The organism is Mycobacterium saskatchewanense (genome assembly GCF_010729105.1).
Lineage (GTDB): Bacteria > Actinomycetota > Actinomycetes > Mycobacteriales > Mycobacteriaceae > Mycobacterium > Mycobacterium saskatchewanense.
Genome location: NZ_AP022573.1, coordinates 1,533,942 through 1,560,495, shown reverse-complemented (window position 1 = coordinate 1,560,495; position 26,554 = coordinate 1,533,942). Strand labels below are relative to the sequence as shown.

At 69.1% G+C, this 26,554-nt stretch carries 18 protein-coding genes and 1 pseudogene; 11 read left to right on the top strand and 8 right to left on the bottom strand.

Features of this window, described 5'->3' with window-relative positions; translation table 11 throughout:
* Positions 1 to 28: 28 nt before the first annotated feature.
* On the bottom strand, positions 29 to 4,198 hold the full coding sequence (locus tag G6N56_RS07250; protein WP_085258834.1) for a bifunctional nitrate reductase/sulfite reductase flavoprotein subunit alpha: 4,170 nt from the start codon (positions 4,196 to 4,198) through the stop codon (positions 29 to 31).
* 325 nt (positions 4,199 to 4,523) lie between these two features.
* Between G6N56_RS07250 and G6N56_RS07245 the strand changes: the two genes are divergently transcribed.
* Positions 4,524 to 4,991: an LppP/LprE family lipoprotein gene (locus G6N56_RS07245; protein WP_085258833.1), complete on the top strand. Its 468-nt coding sequence runs from the start codon at positions 4,524 to 4,526 to the stop codon at positions 4,989 to 4,991.
* 426 nt (positions 4,992 to 5,417) lie between these two features.
* A pseudogene (locus G6N56_RS07240) lies at positions 5,418 to 6,621 on the top strand (IS30 family transposase).
* Positions 6,622 to 6,724: 103 nt separating this feature from the next.
* Here G6N56_RS07240 and G6N56_RS07235 read toward each other — a convergent pair.
* The gene (locus G6N56_RS07235; RefSeq protein WP_085257907.1) at positions 6,725 to 8,665 is read right to left on the bottom strand and encodes an acyl-CoA dehydrogenase family protein; all 1,941 of its coding nucleotides are present in this window, start codon (positions 8,663 to 8,665) and stop codon (positions 6,725 to 6,727) included.
* 106 nt (positions 8,666 to 8,771) lie between these two features.
* On the opposite strand from G6N56_RS07235, the gene G6N56_RS07230 reads away from it, so the two are divergent.
* A complete protein-coding gene (locus G6N56_RS07230; protein WP_085257908.1) occupies positions 8,772 to 9,890 on the top strand; it encodes an esterase-like activity of phytase family protein in 1,119 nt (372 codons plus the stop codon).
* On the opposite strand, the gene G6N56_RS07225 is transcribed toward G6N56_RS07230, so the two are convergent.
* Both G6N56_RS07225 and G6N56_RS07220 read right to left on the bottom strand, forming a co-directional pair.
* Positions 9,846 to 12,359, bottom strand: coding sequence for an ABC transporter permease (locus G6N56_RS07225; protein WP_163645093.1), 2,514 nt, complete (start codon positions 12,357 to 12,359; stop codon positions 9,846 to 9,848). The two genes, G6N56_RS07230 and G6N56_RS07225, sit on opposite strands and share 45 nt — an antisense overlap.
* Positions 12,360 to 12,478: 119 nt before the next feature.
* On the bottom strand, positions 12,479 to 12,976 hold the full coding sequence (locus G6N56_RS07220) for a MarR family winged helix-turn-helix transcriptional regulator (RefSeq protein WP_085257406.1): 498 nt from the start codon (positions 12,974 to 12,976) through the stop codon (positions 12,479 to 12,481).
* 107 nt (positions 12,977 to 13,083) lie between these two features.
* On the opposite strand from G6N56_RS07220, the gene G6N56_RS07215 reads away from it, so the two are divergent.
* The 4 genes from G6N56_RS07215 to G6N56_RS07200 are packed head-to-tail and all read left to right on the top strand — an operon-like array spanning position 13,084 to position 18,271.
* Entirely contained in the window at positions 13,084 to 15,126 is a 2,043-nt protein-coding gene (locus G6N56_RS07215; protein ID WP_232069240.1) for an ABC transporter ATP-binding protein, read from the top strand.
* Positions 15,123 to 15,983 carry a CbiQ family ECF transporter T component gene (locus G6N56_RS07210; protein WP_085257408.1) on the top strand — a complete coding sequence of 287 codons (861 nt, stop codon included), beginning with the start codon at positions 15,123 to 15,125 and terminating at the stop codon, positions 15,981 to 15,983. Before G6N56_RS07215 ends, G6N56_RS07210 begins: the two co-directional genes overlap by 4 nt.
* A gap of 40 nt (positions 15,984 to 16,023) precedes the next feature.
* Complete coding sequence (locus tag G6N56_RS07205) at positions 16,024 to 16,476, top strand: SRPBCC family protein (protein WP_085257409.1); 453 nt, start codon at positions 16,024 to 16,026, stop codon at positions 16,474 to 16,476.
* Entirely contained in the window at positions 16,469 to 18,271 is a 1,803-nt protein-coding gene (locus G6N56_RS07200) for a sulfatase-like hydrolase/transferase (protein ID WP_085257410.1), read from the top strand. Before G6N56_RS07205 ends, G6N56_RS07200 begins: the two co-directional genes overlap by 8 nt.
* Here G6N56_RS07200 and G6N56_RS07195 read toward each other — a convergent pair.
* Positions 18,268 to 18,714, bottom strand: a complete 447-nt coding sequence (locus G6N56_RS07195) for an Rv2324 family transcriptional regulator (RefSeq protein ID WP_085257411.1) — start codon at positions 18,712 to 18,714, stop codon at positions 18,268 to 18,270. The genes G6N56_RS07200 and G6N56_RS07195 overlap by 4 nt on opposite strands.
* A 119-nt stretch (positions 18,715 to 18,833) precedes the next feature.
* On the opposite strand from G6N56_RS07195, the gene ddaH reads away from it, so the two are divergent.
* Genes ddaH through G6N56_RS07175 form a run of 4 tightly spaced genes read left to right on the top strand, consistent with a single transcriptional unit; the run spans position 18,834 to position 23,245 of the window.
* Positions 18,834 to 19,685, top strand: a complete 852-nt coding sequence (gene ddaH, locus G6N56_RS07190; protein ID WP_085257412.1) for a dimethylargininase — start codon at positions 18,834 to 18,836, stop codon at positions 19,683 to 19,685.
* The gene (rocD, locus tag G6N56_RS07185) at positions 19,682 to 20,908 is read left to right on the top strand and encodes an ornithine--oxo-acid transaminase (RefSeq protein ID WP_085257413.1); all 1,227 of its coding nucleotides are present in this window, start codon (positions 19,682 to 19,684) and stop codon (positions 20,906 to 20,908) included. Before ddaH ends, rocD begins: the two co-directional genes overlap by 4 nt.
* Positions 20,909 to 20,936: 28 nt before the next feature.
* Positions 20,937 to 22,370 (top strand): APC family permease, encoded by a 1,434-nt coding sequence (locus G6N56_RS07180; protein ID WP_085257414.1) that lies wholly within the window; start codon positions 20,937 to 20,939, stop codon positions 22,368 to 22,370.
* The gene (locus tag G6N56_RS07175) at positions 22,367 to 23,245 is read left to right on the top strand and encodes a universal stress protein (RefSeq protein WP_085257415.1); all 879 of its coding nucleotides are present in this window, start codon (positions 22,367 to 22,369) and stop codon (positions 23,243 to 23,245) included. Before G6N56_RS07180 ends, G6N56_RS07175 begins: the two co-directional genes overlap by 4 nt.
* A gap of 101 nt (positions 23,246 to 23,346) precedes the next feature.
* On the opposite strand, the gene G6N56_RS07170 is transcribed toward G6N56_RS07175, so the two are convergent.
* From G6N56_RS07170 to G6N56_RS07160, 3 genes are all read right to left on the bottom strand, one after another.
* Positions 23,347 to 24,663 (bottom strand): ABC transporter substrate-binding protein, encoded by a 1,317-nt coding sequence (locus tag G6N56_RS07170; protein WP_085257422.1) that lies wholly within the window; start codon positions 24,661 to 24,663, stop codon positions 23,347 to 23,349.
* A 169-nt stretch (positions 24,664 to 24,832) separates the two neighbouring features.
* Complete coding sequence (locus tag G6N56_RS07165; RefSeq protein WP_085257416.1) at positions 24,833 to 25,657, bottom strand: carbohydrate ABC transporter permease; 825 nt, start codon at positions 25,655 to 25,657, stop codon at positions 24,833 to 24,835.
* Positions 25,644 to 26,522, bottom strand: coding sequence for a carbohydrate ABC transporter permease (locus G6N56_RS07160; RefSeq protein ID WP_085257417.1), 879 nt, complete (start codon positions 26,520 to 26,522; stop codon positions 25,644 to 25,646). The genes G6N56_RS07165 and G6N56_RS07160 overlap by 14 nt, the downstream gene beginning before the upstream one ends.
* Between the last annotated feature and the right edge of the window lie 32 nt (positions 26,523 to 26,554).

Here is a 26,554-nt window from a genome sequence, read left to right as displayed (position 1 = left end):
GCCGCATTACGGGTTTGCCGGGCTGGGCTCAGTACACGTCGCGGTGGTAGCGCTTATCGGCGCTCAACGACTGGACGTAGGCTTTCGCGGCATCCGGGTCGAGCTTGCCGTGCTCGGCCGCGATGTCGCAGAGCGCGCGGTCGACGTCTTTGGCCATCGGGTCGGCGCTGCCGCAGACATACAGCTGGGCGCCGTCCTGCAGCCAGCTCCACAGCTGGGCTCCGCGCTTGCGCATCAGGTGCTGGACGTAGACCTTCTCGTGTTGGTCCCGGGAGAACGCGAGGTCCATCTCGGTGAGGAGTCCATCGGCGTGCATCGCCTGGATCTCTTCGCGGTAGTAGAAGTCGGTCGCGGCGTGCTGCTCGCCGAAGAACAGCCAGTTGGGACCGGTGTGGCCGAGCGCACGGCGTTCCTGCAGGAAGCCGCGGAACGGCGCGATACCTGTTCCCGGACCGATCATGATCATCGGCGTCTGCGAATCGCTGGGTATCCGAAAATTGCTCGACGGCTGCAGATAGACGGCGACTCGGTCGCCGGGGCGGCGGTCGGCGAGGTAGGTCGAACACACGCCGCGACGTGGGACGCCCTGGAAGTTGTAGCGCACCGGCGAAACTGTCAGGTGAACTTCCCCGGGGCACTCTTTGGGGCTCGACGAGATCGAGTACAGCCGCGGTTGAAGGCGTTTGAGGACCCTTAGCCACTCGTGGGCGGATGCGGAGACGGGCAGCTGAGCCAACAGGTCGATCGACTGGCGCCCCCATGACCAATCCGACAGTGCACGCTTGTTTTCCGGCTTCAACAACTCTGCGAGTTCCAGGTCGCCGGTGCGCTCCTGCACGAACCGCACCAGGTCCCGGCTGAGGTGCGCGATTTCGATTCGTTCGGTGAGCGCCGACCGCAACGACATCAGACCATGCTCACCGACCTCGACAGGGGTCTGCCCGTCCAGCCCGGTGACGGACAGCCATTCGTCGACCAGCTGATCGCTGTTGCGCGGCCACACCCCGAGCGCGTCACCGGCCTCGTAGCTGATCGTGTCTTCGGGCACCCGAAGCACCAACTGCCGCACGTCCTTCGCCGATTGCGGGCGGCCCAGCTTGATGTTCTGGGCCATGTCGGTGATCAGCGGATGCTTCTTGGTGTAGCCGGACGCTCCGGCGCCCTTGGTCGGCCGCGGCGGCTCGGAAACCGGAGCGGTGGCGGCGGGTGCCGCACCGTCCCGGCTTACCGGCGCGGGCGTGCGGGTCAGCGCCTCGATCACGCCGCTCAACCACGTGCCTACGGCCTCGTCGTAGTCGGGTTCGCAGTCGACCCGGTCGACGATGCGGGTCGCCCCGAGCTCGGCGAGGCGCGCGTCGAGCTTGCGCCCGTGACCGCAGAAGTCGTCGTAGCTCGAGTCACCCAGGGCCAGGACGGCGTAACGGGTGTCGGTGAGTCGCGGCGCGCCGTCGGCGGCCAGCGCCCGCCACAGGGCGACGCCGTTGTCCGGCGCGTCGCCGTCCCCGGTGGTGCTGGTGATCAGCAGCAACTCGCGGACCGCGGGCAGCTGCGCCGCGTCGAAGTCGTCCATGCTGTGCAACGCGATCGGCAGGCCGGCCTCGCCCAGTTTCGCGGCGATATCGGCGGCCAGCTGTTCCGCGTTCCCGGTCTGAGAGGCCCACAGCAGCACGATCGATGCGCGCCCGGCGGGCGTCTCGGTCGTCGGCTCTTCCCGCACGGCGGGCGTCGTTTCGGTGTGGCCGAACAGCCCGGCGAGCAAGCCGTCCACCCACAGCCGGGTCGCCGGATCGAACGGCGCGCTCTGCGGGAGAGTCGGCACGCCGACGGCGCCTCGGCCGGCCTCCGCGCGCAGCCCGGTGACCAGGCCCGCGAGATAGGAGCGGCCGAGCGGACCGAACTGAGGCGCCGGTTCGTCCGTGACGCCGAGGAGGGTGGCCAGGGTGTCCACCTTGCCGGGGTCGATCGCATTGGCGGGCGCCGGAAGGCCGGAGTCGGACGCATCGGGAGCCGAATCCGGCTCGGCCACACCGACTTTGGTCAGGGTGACCGCGCAGGCCTTGAACTCCAGCTGGTAGGAGATAGGGTCGGCCGCGTCGTTGGTGACGGCGTTGATCGACAGGTACTCGCCGAAGGCGTCGTTCCAGTGAAAGGGCGCGAAGCAGTCGCCCGGCCGTACGCGGTCGGTGACGACGGCGGGCAGGACGGCTCGCCCACGGCGCGAGGCGATTTCGACGAGGTCGCCCTCGGCGATGGTGAGCCGGGCGGCGTCGTCTGGGTGGATCTCGACGAGCGGCTTGGGGTTGAGCTTGTTGAGCTTGGCGACCTTGCCCGTCTTGGTCATTGTGTGCCACTGATGCGGCAGGCGACCGGTATTGAGCACGAACGGGAAGTCGTCGTCGGGCATCTCTTCGGGCAGCAGGTGGGGGCGGGGCAAGAACACCGCCCGGCCGGTGGGGGTGGGAAACGCCAGCCGCGGCACCCGGCCGTCCGCACGGGCCAGCCGTGTCTGGCTGACGCCGTCGTTGAGGTAGCGGATCGGGTTGCGGTCGCTTTCGGCGTCGGGCGGGCACGGCCACTGCAGCGGCGTCCGCCGCAGGCGGTCGTAGCTGGCGCCGCGCAGGTCGTAGCCCGTGGCCGGGTTGGAGAACCGCCGGATCTCCTCGAAGACCTCTTCCGCGGAGTGGTAGTCGAACGCGGCCGAATAGCCCATCGCGCAGGCGATCCGGGAGATGAGCTGCCAGTCCGGCAGCGCTTGGCCCGGCGCCTCGACCGCCGGCTGGAAGAGCGTCAGGTTGCGCTCGGAATTGACCATCACCCCCTCGGACTCCGTCCACAGCGCGGCCGGCAGCAACACGTCGGCGTACGCGTTGGTCTCGGTCTCGGCGAAGGCGTCCTGGCTGATGACCAGCTCGGCGCTCTCCAGTCCTTCCAGCACGGTCCTCCGATTCGCCACGGTGGCAACGGGATTCGTGCAGATGATCCAGCAGGCCTTGATCTGGCCGTCGGCCATGCGGGAGAACATGTCGACCGTGCCGGTGCCGAGGTCGGTGCGCAGCGACCCGCGGGGGATGCCCCACTGGTCTTCGACGAAGGCCCGGTCGTCGGCCGAGGCGACGGAGCGCTGTCCCGGCAGACCCGGCCCCATGTAACCCATTTCGCGGCCGCCCATGGCGTTGGGCTGCCCGGTCAGCGAGAACGGTCCGCTGCCGGGCTTGCAGATCGCGCCGGTGGCCAGGTGCAGGTTGCACAGGGCGTTGGTGTTCCAGGTGCCGTGGGTGCTCTGGTTGAGGCCCATCGTCCAGCAGCTCGTCCAGTTCGCGGCCTCACCGATCCAGCGCGCGGCCGTGCGGATGTCGTCTGCCGGAATACCGGTGATCTTGCTGACGTGGTCCGGGGTGAACTGCTCGAGGAAGCTGGGCATCAACTCCCAGCCCTCGGTGAATTCGGCGATGAATTCGTCGTCGGTGTGCCCGTTTTCGACGATCAGGTGCAGCAGCCCGTTGAGCAGGGCGAGATCGGTGCCGGGGGCGACTTGTAAGAACAGGTCGGCCTTGTCCGCGGTCGCCGTCCGGCGCGGGTCGACGACGATGAGCTTCGCGCCCGCCTTGACGCGATCCATCATCCGCAGGAACAGGATTGGGTGGCAGTCGGCCATGTTGGCGCCGATGACGAAGAAGACGTCGGCGTGCTCGAAGTCCTGGTAGGACCCGGGCGGCCCGTCCGCCCCCAGTGACAGCTTGTAGCCGGACGCCGCGCTGGCCATGCACAGACGCGAGTTGGCCTCGATCTGGTTGGTGCCGATGAAGCCTTTGGTCAGCTTGTTCGCCAGGTACTGCGCCTCAATGGACATCTGCCCGGACACGTACATCGCGAACGCGTCCGGACCGTGCTCGTCGATGATGGACCGTAACCGATTGGCGCACTCCACGATCGCGCGGTCGATGTCCACTGGCTCCGGGGGGTCGCCGCGCTCGGGGCGCAGGTGCGCCGCATCCAGCCGGCCCGGCGCGGCGAGCAGGTCCGCCGTGGTGGCGCCCTTGGTGCACAGTCGGCCGAAGTTGGCCGGATGTTCTTTGTTGCCAACCGACTTGACGACGTGACGACGGTCGCTTTGGCCCTCTGTTGCGATCTGCAGCACCATGCCGCAGCCCACACCGCAATAACCGCACATGGTGTTCACGGCGTCGGCGGACACCATGGACTCCGGGGCCACGATTGCGTCCTCCTCGTTTGCCGTCGTTTGCGGACAGAGCTCTATCGCGATTGTGGGGCAAGCATGTTTCGCACCGGATGCTCGATGTTTCCGAGCGTTTACGGTGACCTCTCACCGGGCTCGGCGGGGCGGTGATGTGACCGTGATGGCTTTACGATCAGTGGGGTGTTATCGCAGGTCATCGTCGACGAGCGGACCAGCCCGAGGCTACCCGCGGCGTTGGCGCGCGTCGGCCCCGCAGCCCGTTCTATGACGAAACGGATGGGACATTCACAGCCTTCGCTAAGCTCACAACGTGCGCCGGCTGACCGTGATCCTCCTGATTTTGCTGGCCGCCGGTTGCGGTGGCAAACCATCGAACTCGCCGTCGGCGCCTCCCGACAAATGTAAAGACTCCGACGGGCCGACGCCGGACACCGTGCGGCAGGCCATCGCCTCGGTGCCCATCACCGATCCGGGAACCGCATGGGTCGAGATCGCGCGCGGGCACACCAGGAACTGCCGCCTGTACTGGGTGCAGGTCATCCCCACCATCGCCAGCGAGTCGACGGGCCAGCAGCTGCTGTTCTTCGACCACAACGTTTCGCTGGGCACGCCAACGCCCAACCCCAAGCCGTACATCACTGTGCTAGCACCGTCGGATGACACGGTGACGGTGCAGTACCAATGGCAGGTCGGGAAGGACCAGCCGTGCTGCCCCACTGGCATCGGCACCGTGAAGTTCAAGATCGGGTCGGGCGGCAAACTGCAGGCGCTCGGCAAGATCCCGCATCAGTAAGGTTGGCGCTCAACGTTGATGGCTTTGGTTGAAATACAAGGTGATTGAGTGTGCGTTCTGGGCGTCGAGTGTGCTTCTGGGGCGGGTTCTCGGCGGAATTCCCGCCCTGGCTTCACAATCGACGGCCTGGATTCACACTCGATGCCCGCAGCCGCGCGAGGCATTTTCGCGACGGCGGGGCGGCCGGCACGCAGTTGAGTGTGCATTCTGGGCGTCGAGTGTGCTTCTGGGGCGGGTTCTCGGCGGAATTCCCGCCCCGGCTTCACAATCGACGGCCTGGATTCACACTCGATGCCCGCAGCCGCGCGAGGGCCAGCGGCCGCCAAGCAATTGGAGTGGATCCTGGGCGTCGAGCGTGAGCACAGGGCGGGATCTCGGCGGCAGATTCATACGGTCAGTGCAACATCCCTAGTTTTGGAGGTTGCAATGCCGACTGGATATCGGGCTCCGCGGGAGTTGCGCTGGCTGTTTTTTGATCTCGTCTGCTCGGGAACGTCGGTGTGGGAGGCCGAACGGCAGCTGGGCGTGTCGCGCAACGTCGGGGCAGCGTGGTGGCGCAAGGCTGGGGCAATGAAGGTGCAGATTGGCGGACGGGGTCGACGTGGTCTACTCCAACCGGGCAACATGTCGTTGCCCGGTGGCCGAGGTCATCGGCTCAGTGTCGAAGAACGTGTCGAGATCATGCGTGCGCGCGATGCCGGCCTCAGTGACGCCGAGATCGCTGAGCGGCTCGACCGCGACCGATCCACGATCTACCGCGAGACGCGGCGTAATCGCAACGCCGACGGGGATTACCACGCCCTGATGGCTCATGCGCGGGCCGCTGAGAAGGCTCGCCGGCCGAAGAATTTCAAGCTCATTGACAACCCGTTATGCGCAGCGATCGAGGCCTGGATGGACCAGGGGTGGAGCCCGAAACTGATCGCTGATGTGTTGGCCCGCGATCATCGCGATGACAAGCTGGCAACAGTGAGCCACGAAACCATCTACCAATGCCTGTATGTGCAGACCCGTGGCAGTCTGCGCGCTGATCTGCACCGGTGTTTGTCCACTAAGCGGTCGGCCCGCAAGTCGCGCGGTCACGTCGATAGCCGCAGCGGGGTCTACAGCAGCGGTGAGGAGTTCACCATCGCCGAGCGGTCGCCGAAGCCGAAGACCGGGCGGTTCCCGGGCATTGGGAAGGTGATCTGATCGTCGGCCCGAACAACAGCGCTATTGGCACCCTGGTCGAACGCACGACCCGGTTCACCTTGCTGCTGCACCTGCCTGGCGACCACACCGCCGAGACCGTATCTACCGCGATGATCGCCGCGATGAGCCAATTGCCCGAGCATCTACGCCGTTCGATCACCTGGGATCGCGGCTCGGAGATGGCCCGCTGGAAAGACATCCACCTCCAGCTAAAACTCCGGTGTATTTCTGCAATCCGCATTCGCCCTGGCAGCGCGGCACCAACGAGAACACCAACCGGCTGCTGCGGTTCTGGTTCGAAAAGGGCAGCGATCTCAGCGGCTACACCCCAGCCGACCTCAAACGCATCCAAGACACCCTTAACCGACGACCTCGACCCACCCTCGACCTCGACACGCCAGCTCAGCGGCTGGCAGCCCTCCTCGAGCAGGCAGCCTGAACACCCTGTTGCACTAACCACTTGACTTTGAGCGCGGAATCCCCGCCCTGGCTTCACGCTCGACGGGCAGCGACAGCCCCAAAGCCCCCAAGCCGCAACCGCGTCACACCGTCAAGTTCTCCGGATGCAGCATCTCGGCGTAACGCAGCTGCTCGGGAATCCCGAACCCGTCGACGAGGGTCTTCGCGTGCGGCCGCAGCGCGCGGCACCGATCGTTGATGCCCCGGGTGACGGCCTTGGCCCGCTCGGTGGACAGGTACCGGTGTTCGATGTACCAGGCCTTGTCGTCCTCGATCACCGACAACGCGTAGAGGTCGCACACGATCCCCAGCAGCTCACGGGCCTCCGCGTCCTCACAGGCGTCGATGCCGGCGACGAACGCCTCGAGCACCACGCGGTCGATGTGCGCGGACGCGGCGTGCAGCACGTGGTCTTGGACGGCGTTGAACGCATCGAACGCCGACATCTCCTTGGACTTGCCCTGCAGCCGGCGCGCGACGGACGCCAGCAGGTACTCCTCGCGGTCGGAGAACATCTGGATCTGGGTGCCGCGGTTGAACAGGCTCCCCTCCTCCTCGTTGTCCTGGCGGGCGTCCACGATCGTCTGGATGATCGCCTCGGCGGCGGTGCGTTTGACGACGCGCTCGCTGACCGTGCTGGCCGCGAAGCGCACCCACTCGACCGGGCTCATGCTGCGGATGTCGTCGCGGTAGGCGGTGAGCAACTCCTTGGCCACCAGCTGGGTGAGCACATGGTTGTCGCCCTCGAAGGTGGTGAACACGTCGGTGTCGCCGCGGAGCGCGACCAGCCGGTTCTCGGCCATGTAGCCCGCACCGCCGCAGGCCTCGCGGGCCTCCTGGATGGCGCGACTCGCGTGCCACGTGTTGGACGCCTTCAGGCCCGCGGCGCGGGACTCCAGTTCGCGCTGTTCCTCGGCGTCGACGGCGTCCGCGGTCTGGATGTCGTGGCACTTGCTCACCAGCTCGTTCTGGGCGAACTGCAGGGCATAGGACTTGGCGATCAACGGGAACAGCCGGCGCTGGTGCACCAGGTAGTCCATGATCACCACCTCGTCGTCGCCGTCGGGCGCGCTGAATTGCTTGCGCTGCAACGCATATCTGGTGGCGATGTCCAGCGCGACGCGGGCGGCGGCACCCGCGCTGCCGCCCACCGTGATCCGGCCGCGCACCAGCGTGCCCAGCATGGTGAAGAATCGGCGGTTGGGATTCTCGATCGGCGAGCTGTACGTGCCGTCTGCCGCGACGTCGCCGTACTTGTTCAAAAGGTTCACCCTGGGCACGCGGACGTGGTCGAACACGATGCGGCCGTTGTCCACCCCGGGCAGGCCGCCCTTGTACTCGCAGTCCGACGTCGTCACGCCGGGGAGGTCGTTGCCGTCGGCGTCGCGGATCGGGACCATGAAACAGTGCACGCCGTGGTTGACCGGCTCGCCATTCTCGGTGGTGATCAGCTGCGCGAAAACCGCTGCCATCGTGGCGGTTTCGGCGGCTCCGCCGATGTAGTCCTTGCGCGCCGTCGGGGTGGGGGAGTCGATGACGAACTCCTCCGTCTCGGGGTCGTACGTCGCGGTCGTCTCCAGCGACTGCACGTCGCTGCCGTGGCCGGTCTCCGTCATCGCGAAACAGCCCCGCAGCTCGAGGCTGATGATGTCCTTGACGTAGGCCTCGTGGTGGCGCTCGGTGCCCAGGTTCTCGACGGCGCCGCCGAACAGCCCCCACTGGACGCCGGCCTTGACCATCAGCGACAGGTCCGACATCGCGAGCATCTCGATCATGGTGATCGCCGCGCCGATGTCACCGGTGCCGCCGTGCTCCTTGCGGAAGTTGTCGGCGGCGGCGCCGAAGGCGGCCATGATCCGCATCTGCTCGGCCACCTTGGTCCGGGCGATCACCGTGTTCGGAGTGTAGTGCGGGCGGAACAGGTCCTCGCTCATCGTGGCCCGCAGCTGGTTCTTCACGTCGCGCCAACGCCCGTCCAACGCGTCGCGCAGATGTTCGGCAGTGCTCTTCGTCTCTGGCGCCATAATTCGACCGTAACCCGCCGTCGGTGTCGCCGGGAACAACGCCGATGAAATCGCCAGAGCCGCCCGATAACGTTCGGGTATGGGTCGGTGGCGACGCGGCGGCCAAATGGCGGGCCGCCTGGTGGCGGCCGGCTGGCTGTTCCTCGCGGCCGCATGCTCCCCGGCGCGCCATCGCCCCGTTCCGCCCCCGCTGCTGGCCTATCTCGGTCAGTCGCAGGTGCCGTTCGGCGCCACCTTCGAGAATACGATCGTCGGCGGGCTGTCGGCGATCAGCTACGACGCCGGCAGCCAGCTCTACTACGTGATCAGCGACGACCGCTCCCAGAAGAGCCCGGCCCGCTTCTACACCGTGCAGCTGTCGTTGTCCCTCAAGGGAATCGACAAGGTCACGTTCACAAGCACCCGTCCGCTGCTGGATCAGTCCGGTCAGCCCTTCCGGCCGCTGGAGCTGAACGCCACGCCGCCCGTCATTCCGCCGGACCCGGAAGGCATCGCCTTCGACCCGGGGCGCCAGCGCCTGTATTGGTCCTCGGAGGGCGAACGGATCACCGCGGGACCGGTCCTGCAGGACCCGTGGGTCAGGATCGCCGGGCTCGACGGCGCCTACCTGGGCCAGTTCGCGCTGCCGCCGAACCTCGCCATGTCGGCGCAGCCCACCGGGCCGCGCCGCAACCGGGCGTTGGAGGGGCTGACGCTGACGCCCGACGGGCGGTGGGTGTTCGCCGCGATGGAGGACCCCGGCTACAACGACGGCCCGGCCACCGACGACGGCCACCAGGTGCTGACCAGGGTCACGAAGTTCGACGCCGCCACCGGCATGGAGACCGCGCAGTACGCCTACCCGATGGCGCCCCCGCCGCCGCCCGCCGACCTCAACGGGGTCTCCGATCTCGTCGCGTTGTCCGACACGACGTTCCTGGTGCTGGAGCGGTCCGACTCGGTGCCCCCGTACGTCCGGATCTACCGCGCCGACCTCGGCGCGGCGACCGACGTCTCGGCCGTGCCGTCGCTGCAGCACGCGGTGCTGACCCCGATGAGCAAATCGTTGGCTGCCGACCTCGGCGCGACGCCCGGGCTGGGGACGCCCGGCAACCCCACCGACAACGTCGAGGGCATCACCCTGGGCCCCAAACTGCCCGACGGCCGCCAGTCGGTGGTGCTGGTCACCGACAACAACTTCTCACCCGCTCAGATCACTCAGTTTCTGCTGTTCGCGATGCAGTGACGGGGAGCCGGTCGCGCGTCTGGGCGGCCGCAGCCGGTACAGCACCACGCCGGACGCGACCGCGCCGAAGAGCACCAGCATGATCATGTCGAACACCCACCAACCGCTGTAGTGCGCCCACATCTCGGCGTTGGCGGCCAGCGCGTCGACCCGGCGCAGGTCGACCGTGGACGCCGAGGCGGCGAAGCCCCACTGGGCCGGGACGAACCACGAGACCTGCTGGAACCCCCACTTGCTCACCAGCGGGACCAGGCAGCCGTCGAACAACAGCGACGCCAGCACGACGGGCACGGACAGCGGCAGCACCTCCCGCAGCGACTTGCCGAGCGTCGACAGCGCGAGCCCCACCATGGCCGAGACTATGGCCGTGACGGCCGCGCTCACGTACAGCTCGAAGGTCGCGTTGTGCAGCAGGACCGCGCCGTGCACCGGGCCGCCTTTGACCGCGACCAGCACGACGAACACGATCGCCGTCAGGATCGCGGCGGCGACGCTGAACACGGCGGCCTTCGCCGCCAGGTAGGCGGAGGCCGACAGCCCGACGGCCTGCTCGCGGCGGAACACGTGCCGCTCGGCGACCACGACACGGATGGTCAGCGCCGTGCCGAGAATGACCGCGGCGATGTTGAGGGCGGCCAGGATCTCGACGGCTTCGTGGGGGTTGTCGCTGCTCGGCGTGGGCCGGTCCAGGCCGGAATCCCCGGGGATGAGCACGGCCAGCGCCGCGAGGAGGAACGGCAGGACCGCCCAGAACAGAAAATAGACCCGGTCCACGAAAAGCAGGCGGATCTGCCGGCGGGTCAGCATGGCGATCTGTCGCTTGATCGGCAGCGCGGTAGGCGGCGGCCACGGTTCGGCGGCCTCTGGAGGCTCGGCGGGGGCTTGCTGCCCTGCGAGGTACGCGCGGTGGGCGCCACCGGGATCGACGCTGACCCGCGCGAGGATCTCCGCCCAGTCATTGGTGCCCATCGCGGATTCGACCTGCAGCGGTGTCCCGAGGAAGGCCGGGGCGCCGGCGGCGGTCAGGACCAAGACCTGGTCGCACATGTTGAGGTCACCCAGCGCCGACTGCGGCGACAAGGACACCACGACGACGCAGCCGATGTCGGCCTGGCGGCGCAGGACGCTCATCACGTGGTTCTGCTGTGCGGCGTCCAACCCGGCGCCCGGGTCGTCGACGACGAGCAGCGTCGGCCTGGTGATGAGCTCGACCGCCATCGACGCACACCGGCGCACCTCCGGCGGCAGCTTGGTGATCCGCGTGGCCCGGTGTTCCGTCAGGTCAAGCTCCTCGAGCACCTGGTTGACCACGCGCTTCCGGTGCTCCGGCGATGTTTCCGGCGGCAGGCGCAGCTCGGCGGCATAACTGAGGGCCCGCTCGACGGTAAGCCGGGCGTGAACGCACTCGTCACGCGTCACGATCCCGATCCGCGTGCGCATGGACTCCGGTTCGGCGTGCACGTCGTGGCCGTCGACGGTGACCTGGCCGGTGCCGTCGGACCGGGCGCCGGACAGCAGCGCCAGCAGCGCCGAGTTCCGCGCCGCCGACGGTCCGGTCACCGCCGTGAAGCTGGCGGGGCGTGCGGTGAACGAGATGTTCGAGAGGACCTCGTGGCCGTCCAGCGTGAGCCCCAGCCCGTGCGCGGCGACCCCGAGGGTCCGCGCTCCCGGCCGCAGCGGCAGGCGGTAGGTGGAGCTGCCCTCCTCGGTGCGGAAGGACGGCCGCGCGACGCGGAACTTCCGCGTGACCATCCGTTCGATCAGGCCCTGCCCCTTCGGCTCATCGACGGCGGCCGCGGGCGGCTCTTCGGGCGGGGCGGCGGGCTGCGGATCGGGTGGCGCAGGCGCAACGGGTGGGGCTCCCGCCGGTGCCGGTTGGGCGGCGCGCTGGGACGGCGGCGGGGGAACCCGGATGTGCTCGGTGCCGCGCTCCGTCGGGGCCCGAAGGTCCGGGCCGTCGGGAGCGTCCGGGCGGCCCCGCGGCGCCTGGCCGGGAACCGGCGGGGGAGGCGGGGGAGGATACCGCGGCGGTTGCCGCGGGGGTGCCGGGGGCGGCGGCGCGACGCGCGGTGGCGGCGGGTACGGGGGGCGCTGCGGGGGCGCCGGGGGCCGCCCCGGTGGGGCCGCCGCGGCGCCGAGCTGGAAGACCAGCCGCGGGCCGCGCTGCGGATCACCGATGCTGACCACCTGCCCGTGGGCGATGTCGACGGTCGGCACCCGTGCGCCGTTGACGAACATGCCGAGGGGACCCCGGTCGACGGCCACCCAGTGGCTTCCGGTGAACCGCAGCACCATCTCGACGCGGGGCGCCGGCGGCCGCATGCCCGCGTAGCCCAGCCGCTCCAACGGGATGTCGCACGGCGGGCCATAACCCACGAGCACGTCGCGGCCGGGCACAAAGACGTACCGCGCCGACCCGACCAGCACCGTCAACGGGGAGGCCGGAAGGGCAGACGCCTCGCTCCGCATGCCGCCACCTCTCGTCATCGGTCGGCTCGATCGCGCCGGAAAAGTCGAATCCGCCCCAACACCCTAGAGGTCAATTGTCTACCCGCCCACCGGGATCTATCCACCGGGGCGAGCGCCGCTCACACGGCGCCGCGACGTCCCATGGTCGAGGCGTTGTCGAGGAGCCGGCGCAAGATCTGGACCGCCTCGGTCAGCACCTCGCGGTCTGCCGGCTCGAGCTGAGCCAACTGCGGCGCAATCGCGGCCGCGCGGTCGGCGCGGACGGCGTTGAGGGTGCGTTTCCCCTCCGGGGTGATCCGGATCCGCACGGCCCGGGCGTCGCCGGGGTCGACCATCCGGGTGACCAGGCCGGCGTCTTCGAGCCGGCGCACCTGGGTGGTCATCGTCGGCTGGGAGCAGTGGTCGACGCCGGCCAGGTCGCCGATGCGGGCCTCCCCTTGGACCTCGATGGTCGCCAGGAGCCTGGCCTGGGCCGCGGGCAGCGGCATCTGGATGCGTTGGGTGGCCAGCCGGTTGAGCCGCGCCACCACGGCGAGCAAATCCGCTCCCAGCCCGGTCTCCTGCCGGGCGTTCGCGGCGTCGACGACCTCGGTGCGGTTGGTAGCGGATGCGTTCATGCCTCCATCGTTGCATAGCTTTGCTATGGGAGACGAGCGGCGCGTCGCGCTCGGTCGAAACGGTGTGCTGCGGGGACAAGGCGCTGCGGCCTGGCAGAATCGGTGAAGTGATCGCGTCCGCCCCCTCGTCTTCGCACCGCCGGCGCGGGGCCCTGCAGCCGGGCGAACTGGCCCACGCGTCGGTCATGGCGGCGCTGTGTGCCGTCACCGCGATCATCTCCATCGTCGTCCCCTTCGCGGCCGGCCTGGCGTTGCTGGGCACGGTGCCCATGGGCCTGCTCGCGTACCGCTACCGCTTCCGCGTGCTGATCGCCGCGACCGTCGCCGCCGGCGTGATCGCCTTCCTGATCACCGGGATGGGCGGCTTCATGGCGGTGTTCAACAGCGCCTACATCGGGGGGCTGACCGGGACGGTCAAACGCAAGCGCCGCGGCACACCGACGGTGGTCGTCACCGGCCTCATCGCCGGCCTGCTGTTCGGTGGCCTGATGGTGGGCGCGCTGGCCGTCCTCACCCGGCTTCGGCACCTGATCTTCAAGGCGATGACGTCGAACGTGGAGGGTCTCGTCACCGCGATGAATCACGTGCATCTGCGGGGTGCCGGCGCCGGTTTCAAGCACCATTTCGATGCCGGGCTCAACCACTGGCCGTGGGTCTTCCTCGTGTATTTCGTCGTCTCGGTGCTGGTCGTCTCCCTGATCGGCTGGTGGGCGCTGTCCCGCGTGCTCGATCGGATGCAGGGCGTGCCCGACGTCCACAAACTGGACGCGCCGGTCACGGACGCGGACCGCCCCGTGGGCCCGGTCCCCGTGCGGCTGGACCACGTCCGCTTCCGCTACCCCGGCGCCGGTCAGGACGCGCTGCGCGAGCTCAGCCTCGAGCTGCGGGTCGGCGAGCACGTGGCGATCACCGGGGCCAACGGCTCCGGCAAGTCCACGCTGATGCTGATCCTGGCCGGCCGCGAGCCCACGTCGGGCACCGTCGAGCGTCCGGGCGCGGTGGGTCTGGGCAAGCTGGGGGGCACCGCCGTCGTCCTGCAGCACCCGGAAAGCCAGGTCCTGGGCACCCGGGTCGCCGACGACGTCGTCTGGGGCCTGCCGCCGGGCACCAACGTCGATGTGCCGCAGCTGCTTCAGGAGGTCGGCCTGGGGGGGCTCGGCGAACGCGAGACCGGCAGCCTGTCCGGCGGTGAACTGCAGCGGCTCGCGCTCGCGGCGGCGCTGGCCCGGGAACCGTCGCTGCTGATCGCCGACGAGGTCACCAGCATGGTGGACCAGCAGGGCCGCGACGCCCTGCTCGGCGTGCTGTCCGGTCTCACCAGACGCCACCGGACCGCCCTGGTGCACATCACGCACTACAACAACGAGGCGAACTCCGCGGACCGTACGGTCAACCTCAGCGACTCACCGGACAACACGGACATGGTCGAGACGGCGAGCCCACCGATGGCGGCCCCCGCCGTCGAGCGCGGCTCGAACGCGCCGGTGCTGGAGCTCATCAACGTCGGGCACGAGTACGGCAGCGGAACCCCGTGGGCCAAGACCGCCCTGCGCGACATCAGCTTCGTGGTCGAACAGGGCGACGGCGTCTTGATCCACGGCGGCAACGGCTCCGGAAAGTCGACCCTGGCGTGGATCCTGGCCGGCCTCACCGTTCCCACGACCGGCGCCTGCCTCCTGGACGGCCGGCCCACGCATGAACAGGTCGGCGCGGTGGCGCTGTCATTCCAGGCGGCCCGGCTGCAGCTCATGCGCGGCCGCGTCGACGAGGAAGTGGCCTCCGCGGCGGGCTTTTCGCCGCGCGACGAGGACCGGGTGGCAGCCGCGCTCGGTGTCGTCGGGCTGGATCCCACCTTGGCCAAGCGGCGGATCGACCAGCTCAGCGGCGGGCAGATGCGCAGGGTGGTGCTGGCCGGGCTGTTGGCGTGCTCGCCGCGGGCGTTGATCCTCGACGAGCCGCTGGCCGGGCTCGACGCGGCCAGCCAACGCGGGCTGCTGCGCCTGCTGGAGGACCTGCGTCGCGACCGCGAGTTGACCGTCGTCGTCATTTCCCACGACTTCGCCGGGCTCGAAGACCTGTGCCCGCGCACGCTGCACCTGAGCAACGGCGTGCTGGTGCCGGTCTCGGCGGCCACGGGTGGCATGGCATGACCACAGCGTCGTCGACCTCATCGCCGTCGCACGGCCAGACCCGGCGCAATCCGCGTCCGGTGGTGGTGCTGGTTCCGATACCCGGGACCTCGCCCATTCACGACCTGTGGGCGGGCACCAAATTGCTTGCCGTCTTCGGCTTTTCGGTGTTGTTGACGTTCTACCCCGGATGGGTTGCGATCGGGCTGGTGGCTGCGCTGGTCTTAGCCGCGGCCAGGATCGCGCACATTCCGCGCGGCGCGCTCCCGTCGGTACCGCGGTGGTTGTGGGTCATTCTCGCGCTGGGCGGCATCACGGCCGCGCTGGCCGGCGGCACCCCGAAGGTTTCGGTCGGCGGTTTCGAGCTCGGACTCGGGGGAGGGCTGAACTTCCTGCGCATCACCGCGCTGTCGATCGTGCTGCTCGGGCTCGGGGCGATGGTGTCGTGGACCACCAATGTCGCCGAGATAGGCCCGGCGATGGCCTCATTGGGGCGGCCGCTGCGCCGCTTGCGGATTCCGGTGGACGAGTGGGCGGTGGCGCTGGCGCTGGCGCTGCGGGCCTTCCCGATGCTGATCGACGAATTCCAGGTGCTTTCGGCCGCCCGCCGGTTGCGGCCCAAGCGGATTCCGCGGGGCCGCAAGGCCCGCCGCCGCCGGCACGCGCTGGAGCTCATCGACCTCCTGTCGGCCGCGATCACCGTGACGCTGCGGCGCGCCGACGAGATGGGCGACGCGATCACCGCCAGGGGCGGCACCGGTCAGATCTCGGCCAACCCGGCGCGACCGAGGCTGGCCGACTGGGTGGCCCTGGCGATCGTGCTCGCGGTCAGCGGCGCGGCGGTGGCACTCGAAACGCTATTGCGCACGACTCAGTAAAACCATCCTGGGAAGGTGACCGGTCGCGTAGCTTGAGCGCGTGGCCGACATTCAGCGCACGCGGGGCATCGCGGCTCGCCCGCAGGAAGTCTGGGACGTCCTCGCTGACTTCGGGTCGATCAGCTCGTGGGCCGACAACGTCGACCACTCGTGCATCCTGTTCTGCGGCCCGGGCGGCGGCCCCGTCGGCACCGCCCGCCGGGTGCAGGTCGGCCGCGACGCCCTCGTCGAGCGCATCACCGAGTTCGACGCGCCCCGCGCGCTGGCCTACGACATCGAAGGATTGCCCCGCCGCCTGCGCCGCGTGACGAACCGCTGGACGGTCGATCCGGGCGCCGGGGACTCGGCCGTCGTGACCCTGACGAGCACGGTCGGGATCGGCCCGCACCCGCTCCAGCGGCTGGCCGAACGCGCGCTGTGCCGCTACCTCGCCCGACAGTCCGGCGTGATGCTCGCCGGGCTCGCGAACCGATTGGAGCAGGCCCGTGTCTGACCGGCCCGATGTCATCATCGTCATGACCGACGAGGAACGCGCGGTGCCGCCGTACGAGGCGCCCGAAGTGCGCGCGTGGCGGGATCGGATCCTGGCCGGCCGCAAGTGGTTCGACGATCATGGCATCAGCTTCGCCCGGCATTACACGGGTTCACTGGCCTGCGTGCCCAGCCGCCCGACGATCTTCACCGGGCACTACCCGGACCTGCACGGCGTCACCCAGACCGACGGGCTCGGCAAGACGGCCGACGACTCGCGGATGCGCTGGCTGCGGCAGGGCGAGGTGCCCACGCTCGGCAACTGGTTCCGCGCGGCGGGCTACGACACCCACTACGACGGCAAGTGGCACATTTCGCACGCCGACCTCATCGACCCGGCGACCGGCCGGCCGCTGGGGACCAACGACGACGGCGGCGTCGTCGACCACGCCGCGGTGCGGCGCTACCTGGACGCCGATCCGTTGCGGCCCTTCGGCTTTTCGGGATGGGTGGGGCCGGAGCCGCACGGGGCGCTGCTGGCCGACGCCGGCGTCCGCCGCGACCCCCTGATCGCCGACCGGGTGGTCGACTGGCTCACCGACCGCTATGCGCGCCGCCGTGCCGGTGACGCGGACGCGCTGCGCCCCTTCCTACTGGTGGCCAGCTTTGTGAATCCCCATGACATTGTGCTGTTTCCGACGTGGTCGCGGCGCGGACCGTTGGGGCCCTCGCCCGTGGATCCGCCCCCGGTGCCCCCGGCGCCCACCGCTGACGAGGACCTGTCGACCAAGCCGGCCGCGCAGATCGCGTTCCGGGAGGCCTACTACTCCGGCTACGGCCCGGCGCCGGCGATCCACCGGGCCTACGACCGCAACGCGCAGCGCTACCGGGACCTCTACTACCGGCTGCACGCCGAGGTCGACGGGCCGATCGACCGGGTCAGGCGTGCCGTCACCGAGAGCGGGTCGGACGACGCGCTGCTGGTCCGCACGGCCGACCACGGCGATCTGCTGGGCGCGCACGGCGGCCTGCATCAGAAGTGGTTCAACCTGTACGACGAGGCCACCCGCGTTCCGTTCGTCATCGCCCGCATCGGTTCGCGCGCCACCAAGGCGCGGGTCGTGACGGCGCCGACGTCGCACGTGGACCTGGTCCCGACCCTGCTGGGAGCCGCCGGTATCGACGTCGACGCGGTCGCGGCGACGCTGGCCGAGTCATTCTCGGAAGTGCACGAGCTGCCGGGCCGCAATCTCATGCCGATCGTCGATGGCGGGGCGGCCGACGAGGCGCGGCCCGTCTACCTGATGACTCGCGACAACGTGCTCGAGGGCGACACCGGCGCCTCCGGCCTGGCGCGCCGCCTCAAGCGAACGGTCAATCCGCCCGCGCCGCTGCGCATCCGGATCCCGGCCTACACGGCCTCTAACTTCGAGGGCCTGGTCCTCCGCGTCGACGACGTCCCAGGCGGTAGCGGGCATCTGTGGAAGCTGGTGCGCACCTTCGACGACCCCAGCACGTGGACCGAGCCGGGCGTCCGGCAACTGGCGGCTAATGGCCTTGGGGGAGAGGCGTATCGGACCTCCCCGCTCGACGACCAGTGGGAGCTCTACGACCTCACCGCGGATCCCGTCGAGGCCGTCAACCGGTGGACGGACGCAGACCTGCACGAGCTGCGGCAGCACCTGCGCATGCAGCTGAAGCAGGCCCGGGCCGCCGCGGTCCCGGAGCGAAACCGGCCGTGGGCCTACGCATTCCGGCGGCCACCGACGCGCGAGCCGGGGCGAATGCGGCGCTGGCTGCGTGCGCTGCGCGGCTAGGGGCGTGCGCGGTCGATCAGGTTCGACAGCACGACGATGCTCTCGCTGCGTTCGACGTCGGCGCTCGACCGGATCCGCTCCAGGGCGATCTCCAGGTGCCGCATGTCGCGGGCCAGCACGTGCAGGATCGCATCCGGTGTGCCGGTCACCGTCGCGGCGCTGATCACCTCGGGGATGTCTACCCAGGCCGCGCGCAGCGCGTCCGGGGCGATCCTGCCGTGGCAGAACACCTGCACGTACGCCTCGGTGTTCCAGCCGAGGGCGTTGCGGTCGACAACGGTGGTGAAGCCCTTGATCACGCCGTCGTCGACCATCCGGTCGACGCGCCGCTTCACCGCCGACGCGGACAGGTTGACCTTCTGGCCGATCTCCGCGAAGGTGGCGCGCGCGTGCTTGGCCAGCTCCGCGAGGATGCGTTCGTCGGTCTCGTCCAGCCGGTCCACGAGCCCTCCCGCTCTCGCGCAATAAATCGACGTTTTGCCGAGTTTAACGCAATGAATCGACCATAGACACGCAATACCCGTAGTTTCATTGTGTTGAGCGGCTCAAATATTGTTGACGTATGACGAGCCATGTCGCCGCGGCCGCGGTTCCGGAACGGCAGTGCGCCGGGCGGACACCACGCGCCCGCCGCTTCGCGATGACCCCGCCCCTCTTCTTCGCGGTCGAATACGCCATCAACCCGTGGATGGACACCACGACACCCGTCGACGTCGACCTCGCCACCGCGCAGTGGCAACACCTGCACGAGACCTACGTGGAGCTGGGCCATGCCGTCGACGTCGTCGAGCCCGTGCCCGGCCTGCCCGACATGGTCTACGCCGCCAACGGCGGCTTCATCGCCAACGACGTCGCGGTGGTCGCCCGGTTCCGGTTCGCCGAGCGGTCGGGCGAGTCGGCGGCCTACGCGCGGTGGATGTCGTCGGTCGGCTACCGGCCCGTGTCCACCCGCCACGTCAACGAGGGCCAAGGCGACCTGCTGCTGGTGGGCTCAACGGTGTTGGCCGGCTACGGGTTTCGCACCGATCCGCGGGCGCACGCCGAGATCGCGGCGGCGCTGGGGATGCCGGTGGTGTCGCTGGAGTTGGTTGACCCGCGGTTCTACCACCTCGACACCGTCCTGGCCGTCCTCGACGACCGCACGGTCGCCTACTACCCGCCCGCGTTCAGCCGGGCGGCACAGCGTCAGTTGCAGCTGCTGTTCCCGGACGCCATCGTGGTCGCCAGCGCCGATGCGTACGCGTTCGGGCTGAACGCGGTCTCCGACGGCCTGCATGTCGTGCACCCTTCCGCGGCAACGGGTTTCGCCGCGCAGCTGCGGGAAGCCGGATTCGAGCCGGTCGGCGTCGACCTGTCCGAACTGCTCAAGGGCGGCGGGTCCGTAAAGTGCTGCACGTTGGAGGTGCATTCATGACGATCCTTGCCGACACCGCGACCGAGGCCGCCATCGCGTTGGCCGACAGGTATGCCGCACATAACTATTCGCCACTTCCGGTGGTCGCTGCCAGCGCCGAGGGCGCGTGGATCACCGACGTCGACGGGCGCCGGTACCTGGACTGCCTGGCCGCGTACTCGGCGGTGAACTTCGGCCACCGCAACCCCGAGATCACCGCGACGGCCCACGCCCAGCTGGACACGGTCACCCTGGTGAGCCGCGCGTTCCACTCCGACAAGCTCGGGCCGTTCTGCGCCGCGCTCGCCCGACTGTGCGGCAAAGACATGGTGCTGCCGATGAACTCCGGCGCCGAGGCTGTCGAAAGCGCTTTGAAGGTGGCGCGCAAGTGGGGCGCCGAGGTCAAGGGCGTCCCCGCGGGACGGGCCAACATCATCGTGGCGGACAACAACTTCCACGGCCGCACGATCAGCATCGTCAGCTTTTCCTCGGATCCGGTCGCCCGCAACGGATTCGGCCCGTTCACACCGGGCTTTCGGTCGGTACCGTTCGGCGACGCCGCCGGCCTGGCCCGGGCGATCGACGGTGACACGGTGGCGGTGCTGCTCGAGCCCATTCAGGGCGAGGCGGGCATCATCGTCCCGCCCGACGACTACCTGCCGGCCGTGCGGGCGCTGTGCAGCGAGCACGACGTGCTGCTGATCGCGGACGAGATTCAGTCGGGCCTGGCCCGCACCGGCCACACGCTCGCCTGTGACCGGTGGGGCGTCGTCCCCGACGTGTACCTGCTCGGCAAGGCACTCGGCGGCGGGGTGGTCCCGCTGTCGGCAGTGGTCGCCGACCGTGACATCCTCGGCGTGTTGCGGCCCGGCGAGCACGGCTCGACGTTCGGCGGCAACCCGTTGGCCGCGGCGATCGGCAGCACCGTGGTTTCGATTTTGGAGCGTGGGGAATTCCAGGCTCGTTCTGCTGAATTGGGTGCGCACCTGCACGGGCGGCTGGAGGACATGATCGGCGACGGCGTGGTGGCGGTCCGCGGTATGGGCCTGTGGGCGGGCGTCGACGTCGATCCGTCGCTGGGCACCGGCAAGGAGATGAGCCTGCGGCTAGCCGACCGTGGTGTGTTGGTCAAGGACACGCACGGTTCGACGCTGCGGTTCGCTCCGCCGCTGGTGGTCACCCGGGAGGAAATCGACTGGGCGGTTCGTCAGTTCGCTGCGGCGTTGCGGGAGGCTGGCCCATAATCAGCTGGTCCAGCACCAGGAGGGGTACTTGCCAGCGACGTCGATCGGCCTGACCGAGCAGATGCTGCGGCGCCGTCCGGTTTCCGGTGCCGACGAGGGCGGCCAGCTCAAGCGCAGCATCGGCGTTTTCCAGCTGACCATGTTCGGGGTCGGCTCGACCATCGGCACCGGCATCTTCTTCGTCATGTCCCAGGCCGTGCCGGAAGCCGGGCCGGGCGTGATCCTGTCGTTCGTGATCGCCGGCGTCGCGGCCGGGCTGGCGGCCATCTGCTACGCCGAATTGGCCTCGGCCGTGCCCGTTTCGGGGTCTTCGTACTCCTACGCGTACACGACCATGGGCGAGGTGGTCGCCGTGGGCGTCGCGGCCTGCCTGCTGTTGGAGTACGGGGTATCGTGCGCGGCGGTCGCGGTCAGCTGGAGCGGGTACCTCAACAAACTGCTGACCAATCTCTTCGGATTCGCGCTGCCGCACGCGTTGTCGGCCGCGCCGTGGGATTCCGATCCCGGCTACGTGAATTTGCCGGCGATCCTGCTGATCTGGATGTGCGCGCTGCTGCTGATCCGCGGCGCCAGCGAATCGGCCAGGATCAACGCGATCATGGTGCTCATCAAGCTCGCCGTCCTGGTGATGTTCGTGATCATCGCGTCGACCGCCTTCGACGCGCATCGCCTGCAGGACTTCGCGCCGATGGGCGCCGCGGGCATCGGTTCGGCGGCCGGCACCATCTTCTTCTCCTACATCGGCCTGGACGCGGTGTCGACCGCGGGCGACGAGGTGAAGGATCCGCAAAAGACCATGCCGCGCGCGATCATTGCGGCCCTGGTGACCGTCACCACCGTTTACATCCTGGTCGCGCTCGCCGCCCTCGGCACGCAGCCGTGGCAGGCTTTTGCCGGGCAGGAGGAGGCCGGGTTGTCCACCATTCTGGAGAACGTCACTCACGGCCGGTGGGCCCCCACAGTATTGGCCGCGGGGGCAGTGATCTCGATCTTCAGCGTCACGCTCGTGAGCATGTACGGCCAGACCCGCATCCTGTTCGCGATGGGCTGCGACGGGCTGCTGCCGCCGCGCTTCGCCCGGGTGAACGCGCAGACGATGACGCCGGTGAACAACACCGTCATCGTCGGCATCGCGGCGTCGGGGCTGGCGGCGCTGATCCCGCTCGAGAAGCTGACGGACATGGTGTCCATCGGCACGCTGACCGCGTTCACCGTGGTGTCCATCGGGGTGATCGTCCTTCGCGTGCGCCAGCCCGATCTGCCGCGCGGCTTCCGGGTGCCGGGTTACCCGGTGACGCCGATCCTTTCGGTGCTGGCGTGCGGGTACATCCTCGCCAGCCTGCACTGGTACACCTGGATCGCGTTCAGCGGCTGGGTGTTTGCCGCGCTGGTCTTCTATTTCCTGTGGGGGCGCCACCACAGCGCGCTCAACGGTGTCGACGACACGAAGGAAGCACCGTGACCGTCGTCGTCGGTTACCGGGCCGGCAACGTCGGGTTGTCGGGATTGCACCTGGCCCTGCGCGTCGCGCGGACGCTGGGCACGTCGCTGACGGTGGCGACCATCGTGCCCAAGCCGTGGCTCACACCGCCGCGCGGGCGGGGCGACACGCAGTACGAGCGGTGGACAGAGACCCTGGCCGCCGAGTCGGCCAAGGAGGCGGCGGGCCACCTGCACGGCGTGGCCGAGGGGATCGACGTCGTCTACGTCAGCCGGGCGCACCGGTCGGTCTCGGGGGGATTGATCGAGATCGTCGCCGACGTCGGCGCCGACGCGCTGGTGCTCGGCGCCTTGCCCAGCGGTGGGCGCGGGCAGGTGGTGATCGGATCTACCGCCGACTGGCTGTTGCACGCATCCACCGTGCCGGTGGCGATCAGTCCCGGCGAATACCCTCCGGGCGTCGGCAAATTGACGCGGCTCACCTGCGCCTACTCGGCCACTCCTGACACGCTCGACGTGGTGCGGCGCTGCGTCGAGTTCTGCCGGCGATTCGCGGTGCCGATGCGGGTGATCACTTTCGCCGTGCGCGGCAAGACCATGTATCCGCCCGAGGTGGGGCTCGACGCCGAGGATGCGGTCCTCGAGGCGTGGGCGTCGCAGGCGCGAGAGATCTTGCAGCGCCTCACGGCCGACAGCGTCGTCGGCGACGATGTCGAGCTGCAGGTGGTTACCGGCCGCAGCTGGCAAGAGGCGCTCGAGTCGGCCGGGTGGCAGGAGGGCGAGATCCTGGCCCTGGGGACCCGGCCGCGCGGCGATATCCGCAGGGTGTTCCTCGGTTCGCGTAGCGGCAAGATTATCCGCGAAAGCCCGGTGCCGGTGCTGGTGCTGCCGGGCTAGCGGGTTTGCTCCCGATGCTTTCCCCGCCGAGCGTGGGCGCTACGTACGGATTTCGAGGGATTTCAGTGCATATCCCCCACGGTCGGCGACACGACTGACGCCTAACGTCGCGCCGCGGCGTTGGCCGCCGCCTGCGCCCGGCTCAGCGTGGTCGCGACGTCGCCGCGGCCCAGAAACATCTCGTCGAAGTACGGCTGCAGGGCCGTTTCGCCGGCGGGGAAACCGGCACCGCCCGGCGCCGGAATGCGCGGGCCCTTGAGGACGGCGAAGAACGGCGTGACATCGACGCCCCTACCGGCCCAGTAATCGAAGTACACCGGCTGGGCGGCGAGCACCGCGGGGATCGCATCGCCCCGACGACCCAGATAGGCGTTGCCCTCGGCGCTGCCCATCCAGGCCAGCACCTCGCGGACCGCGTCGCGATGCATGGTCGCGGAGTTACCCACCGCCGCAATGCCATTGGTGACGCTGACCCGGCCCACCGGGCCGGCCGGCATCATCGCCACTCCCCAGTGGAATCGGGCGTCGCGCGCCACCGGCGCGAGGTTGTAGGTGCCGGACTGGAACAGCGCCATGCGGCCCGCCAGGAATTGGTTGCGGGAGAAGTCGCCGTTATCGTTGGTGTCCGAGGCGGGCGGCGCGACGTGGTCGTTGTTGATCAGGCCGACCAGATAGCGGAAGGCCTGGACGGCCCCGGGGTTGGCGAAGGCGAACCGGTCGCCGCGCTGGAACACCCCGCCGGCCGAGCCGATGTAGTTGAGGTAGATGCCCTGCGGGTCGTTGGCCGCGTTGTAACCCCACTGGCGGACGCGCCCTGGATTGAAATGCCCAGTGCCTTCGGCGTTTCCGTTCTCGTCGAGGGTGAGGCGGGCCAGCACCGGGCGCAGTGTGTCGTCGGGGCCGGGGCTCCAGCGCACATCGTTCAGCTCGGCGGGATCGATGCCCGCTGCCTTGAGCAGGTCCGCGTTGTAGTAGACCGCGATGCCGGCGTCGGTCAGCTGCGGCACCCCCCACAGCGCGCCGCCACGGGTGAACTGGTCGACCACCGCCGGCTCCCAGCCCGGCGCCCTGTCGATTCTCATCAGCCGTCCGCTGTCGGCGTACGCCGCGAGGTAGGCGTTGGACATCCAGAAGATGTCATCGGCGCTGCCGCCGGCCACGTCGGTGCGCAGGGTGTTGAAGTAGGTCGAGTACGCGACCAGGTTGACATGCACATCGATGTCCGGGTGGCGCCTGGTGAACGCCTCGAACGACTGCCGGTAGGCGGCGGCGATCTGGTCGGCCCAGATCCGCACCGTCACCACCGTCTTGCCGTGGGGCGTGCCGGAGTAGTCGAGCAGCACCGCCGCGGCCGCCAACAAGGCGGCGACGAGCGCGACCGCCGCGGCGGCCAGGGTGGACAAGCGTGGCCTGCTCATCATGTGCGACGAAATCGCCGGGGTGGTCGCGCTACCGCCCAAATGGCAGCCATCGCCGCAATCTCGGCGGGCGGGCGGAACGCTTCAGCCTCAACGCGCCGAGGTTGCCGAGGTTGCTGATCACCGAAAATCACGGCCACTTCCGCGATCTGGGCGACGCGCAATTCGCTCATTTGAGCCCCGACACGATGATCGACGCGACGATGTGACGCTGGAACAGCGCGAACAACGCGATCAGCGGCACGATCGCGACCGTTGTCGCCGCCATCACCAACGTCCACTGTGAATTGAACCGTGACTGCAGATCCGCCGTCGCCACGGTCAGCACCCGCCACCGGTGCCCACTCGTGATCACCAACGGCCACATGAAGTTGTTCCACTGCGACACCACCGTGATCAACGTCAATGCCGCCAGCACCGGGCGGCTGGACGGGATGATCACGTGCACGATGACGTCCAAAGTATTGGCGCCGTCCAGGCGCGCGGCGTTGATGAGATCGTTCGGGATGATGCGAAAGTGCTCGCGCAGCAGGAAGATCGCGTACGGAGACCCGAACATGAAGGGCAACACCAACGCCCAGAAGGTGTTGCGCAGACCCAGCTGTGCCATCATCAGGTACATCGGCACCACCGTGACGGTGCCCGGCACCATCAGGGTCGCGATGTACACCCAGAACAGGGCGTCGCGCCCGGGAAACTCCAGGCGCGCGAACGCGTATGCGGCCAGCACCGAAAAGGTCAGCTGGCCCACCAGGATCACCGCCGTCATCAACGCGGTCACCGCCGCCGCGCGGCCGAAGCCCGCCCCGGCGAGGTCGGTGTAGTTGGCGAGCGTGGGCGGTCGCGGCAGTTGCAGCGGCGAACCCGTGGCGAACTGGTGCGCCGACGTGAACGACGTCAGCAGGCCGAGCAGGAAGGGCACCAACGTGATGAGCGCGCCGATAATCAGCCCGGCGTAGATCAGAGCGTTCGAGATCCGGCTAGGTGAGGTCATAGCTGATCCGCCGCCGGAAATAGAGCTGTTGCATGGCCGTGACACCGATCAGGATGACGAACAGCACCACCGCCATCACCGACGCCCGCCCGATCGCCGCCGCCCCGAACGCCTCGGCGTAGATGCGGTGCGCCACCAGGTCGGTGCTGCCGCCCGGGCCGCCGCCCGTCAGCGCGTAAACCGTGTCGAAAACCTGTGCGGCGCTGACGATCCCGGTGACCAGGACGAAGAACGTGGTCGGCCGCAGCATGGGCAGCGTGATGCGCCGGAACCGCTGCCAGGCGGTGGCGCCGTCGGTGCGGGCGGCGGCGTGGATGTCGTCGGGGATGGCGAGCAGCCCGGCGAGGAACGACAGCGAGACGTAGCCGACGTTGGTCCAGACGACGACGGCCGAGACGAGCGGCAGCGCGAAGCTGGGATCGGACAGCCATTCGATGCTGTGTCCCAGCACGGTGCTCACGGCGCCGTCGGTGGGGGCCAGGATCCACCGCCACAGCACCGCGATGGCCAGGGGCGCGCAGATCCACGGCAGCACGTACAGCGTGCGGAACAGGCCGGTGCCCGGGAGCTGCCGGGCCAGCATCGTCGCGGCCAGCAACCCCAGGACCGTCTGCGCCGGGACCACGATGGCCACGAACCCGGTCGTGACGAGTAGCGAGTTGCCGAAGCCGGCGTCGGTCAGCACCGAGCGCCAGTTGGCGAAACCCACATAGTGCAGGGGGCCGAGCAGGTCCCATCGGCAGAGGCTGAGCCAGATCACGACCAGGATCGGCAGCAGCAGAAAGGCCAGCACGCCGAACAGGCTGGGCGCCAGCAAGGCGTAGCCCAGCGCGGGGGAGCGGGGCTGTCGGGCGGCGCCGGCCATGGAGGTATTAAAGCGGGCCGTAACGCGCGATG

Coding starts and splice junctions, on each gene's coding strand:
- G6N56_RS07235 (WP_085257907.1), bottom strand. CDS start 8,665: ATGGCGCCAGAGACGAAGAGCACTGCCGAACATCTGCGCGACGCGTTG.
- ddaH (WP_085257412.1), top strand. CDS start 18,834: ATGACGAGCCATGTCGCCGCGGCCGCGGTTCCGGAACGGCAGTGCGCC.
- G6N56_RS07250 (WP_085258834.1), bottom strand. CDS start 4,198: ATGGTGTCCGCCGACGCCGTGAACACCATGTGCGGTTATTGCGGTGTG.
- G6N56_RS07230 (WP_085257908.1), top strand. CDS start 8,772: ATGGCGGGCCGCCTGGTGGCGGCCGGCTGGCTGTTCCTCGCGGCCGCA.
- G6N56_RS07210 (WP_085257408.1), top strand. CDS start 15,123: ATGACCACAGCGTCGTCGACCTCATCGCCGTCGCACGGCCAGACCCGG.
- G6N56_RS07160 (WP_085257417.1), bottom strand. CDS start 26,522: ATGGCCGGCGCCGCCCGACAGCCCCGCTCCCCCGCGCTGGGCTACGCC.
- G6N56_RS07170 (WP_085257422.1), bottom strand. CDS start 24,663: ATGAGCAGGCCACGCTTGTCCACCCTGGCCGCCGCGGCGGTCGCGCTC.
- G6N56_RS07165 (WP_085257416.1), bottom strand. CDS start 25,657: ATGACCTCACCTAGCCGGATCTCGAACGCTCTGATCTACGCCGGGCTG.
- G6N56_RS07220 (WP_085257406.1), bottom strand. CDS start 12,976: ATGAACGCATCCGCTACCAACCGCACCGAGGTCGTCGACGCCGCGAAC.
- G6N56_RS07225 (WP_163645093.1), bottom strand. CDS start 12,359: ATGCGGAGCGAGGCGTCTGCCCTTCCGGCCTCCCCGTTGACGGTGCTG.
- rocD (WP_085257413.1), top strand. CDS start 19,682: ATGACGATCCTTGCCGACACCGCGACCGAGGCCGCCATCGCGTTGGCC.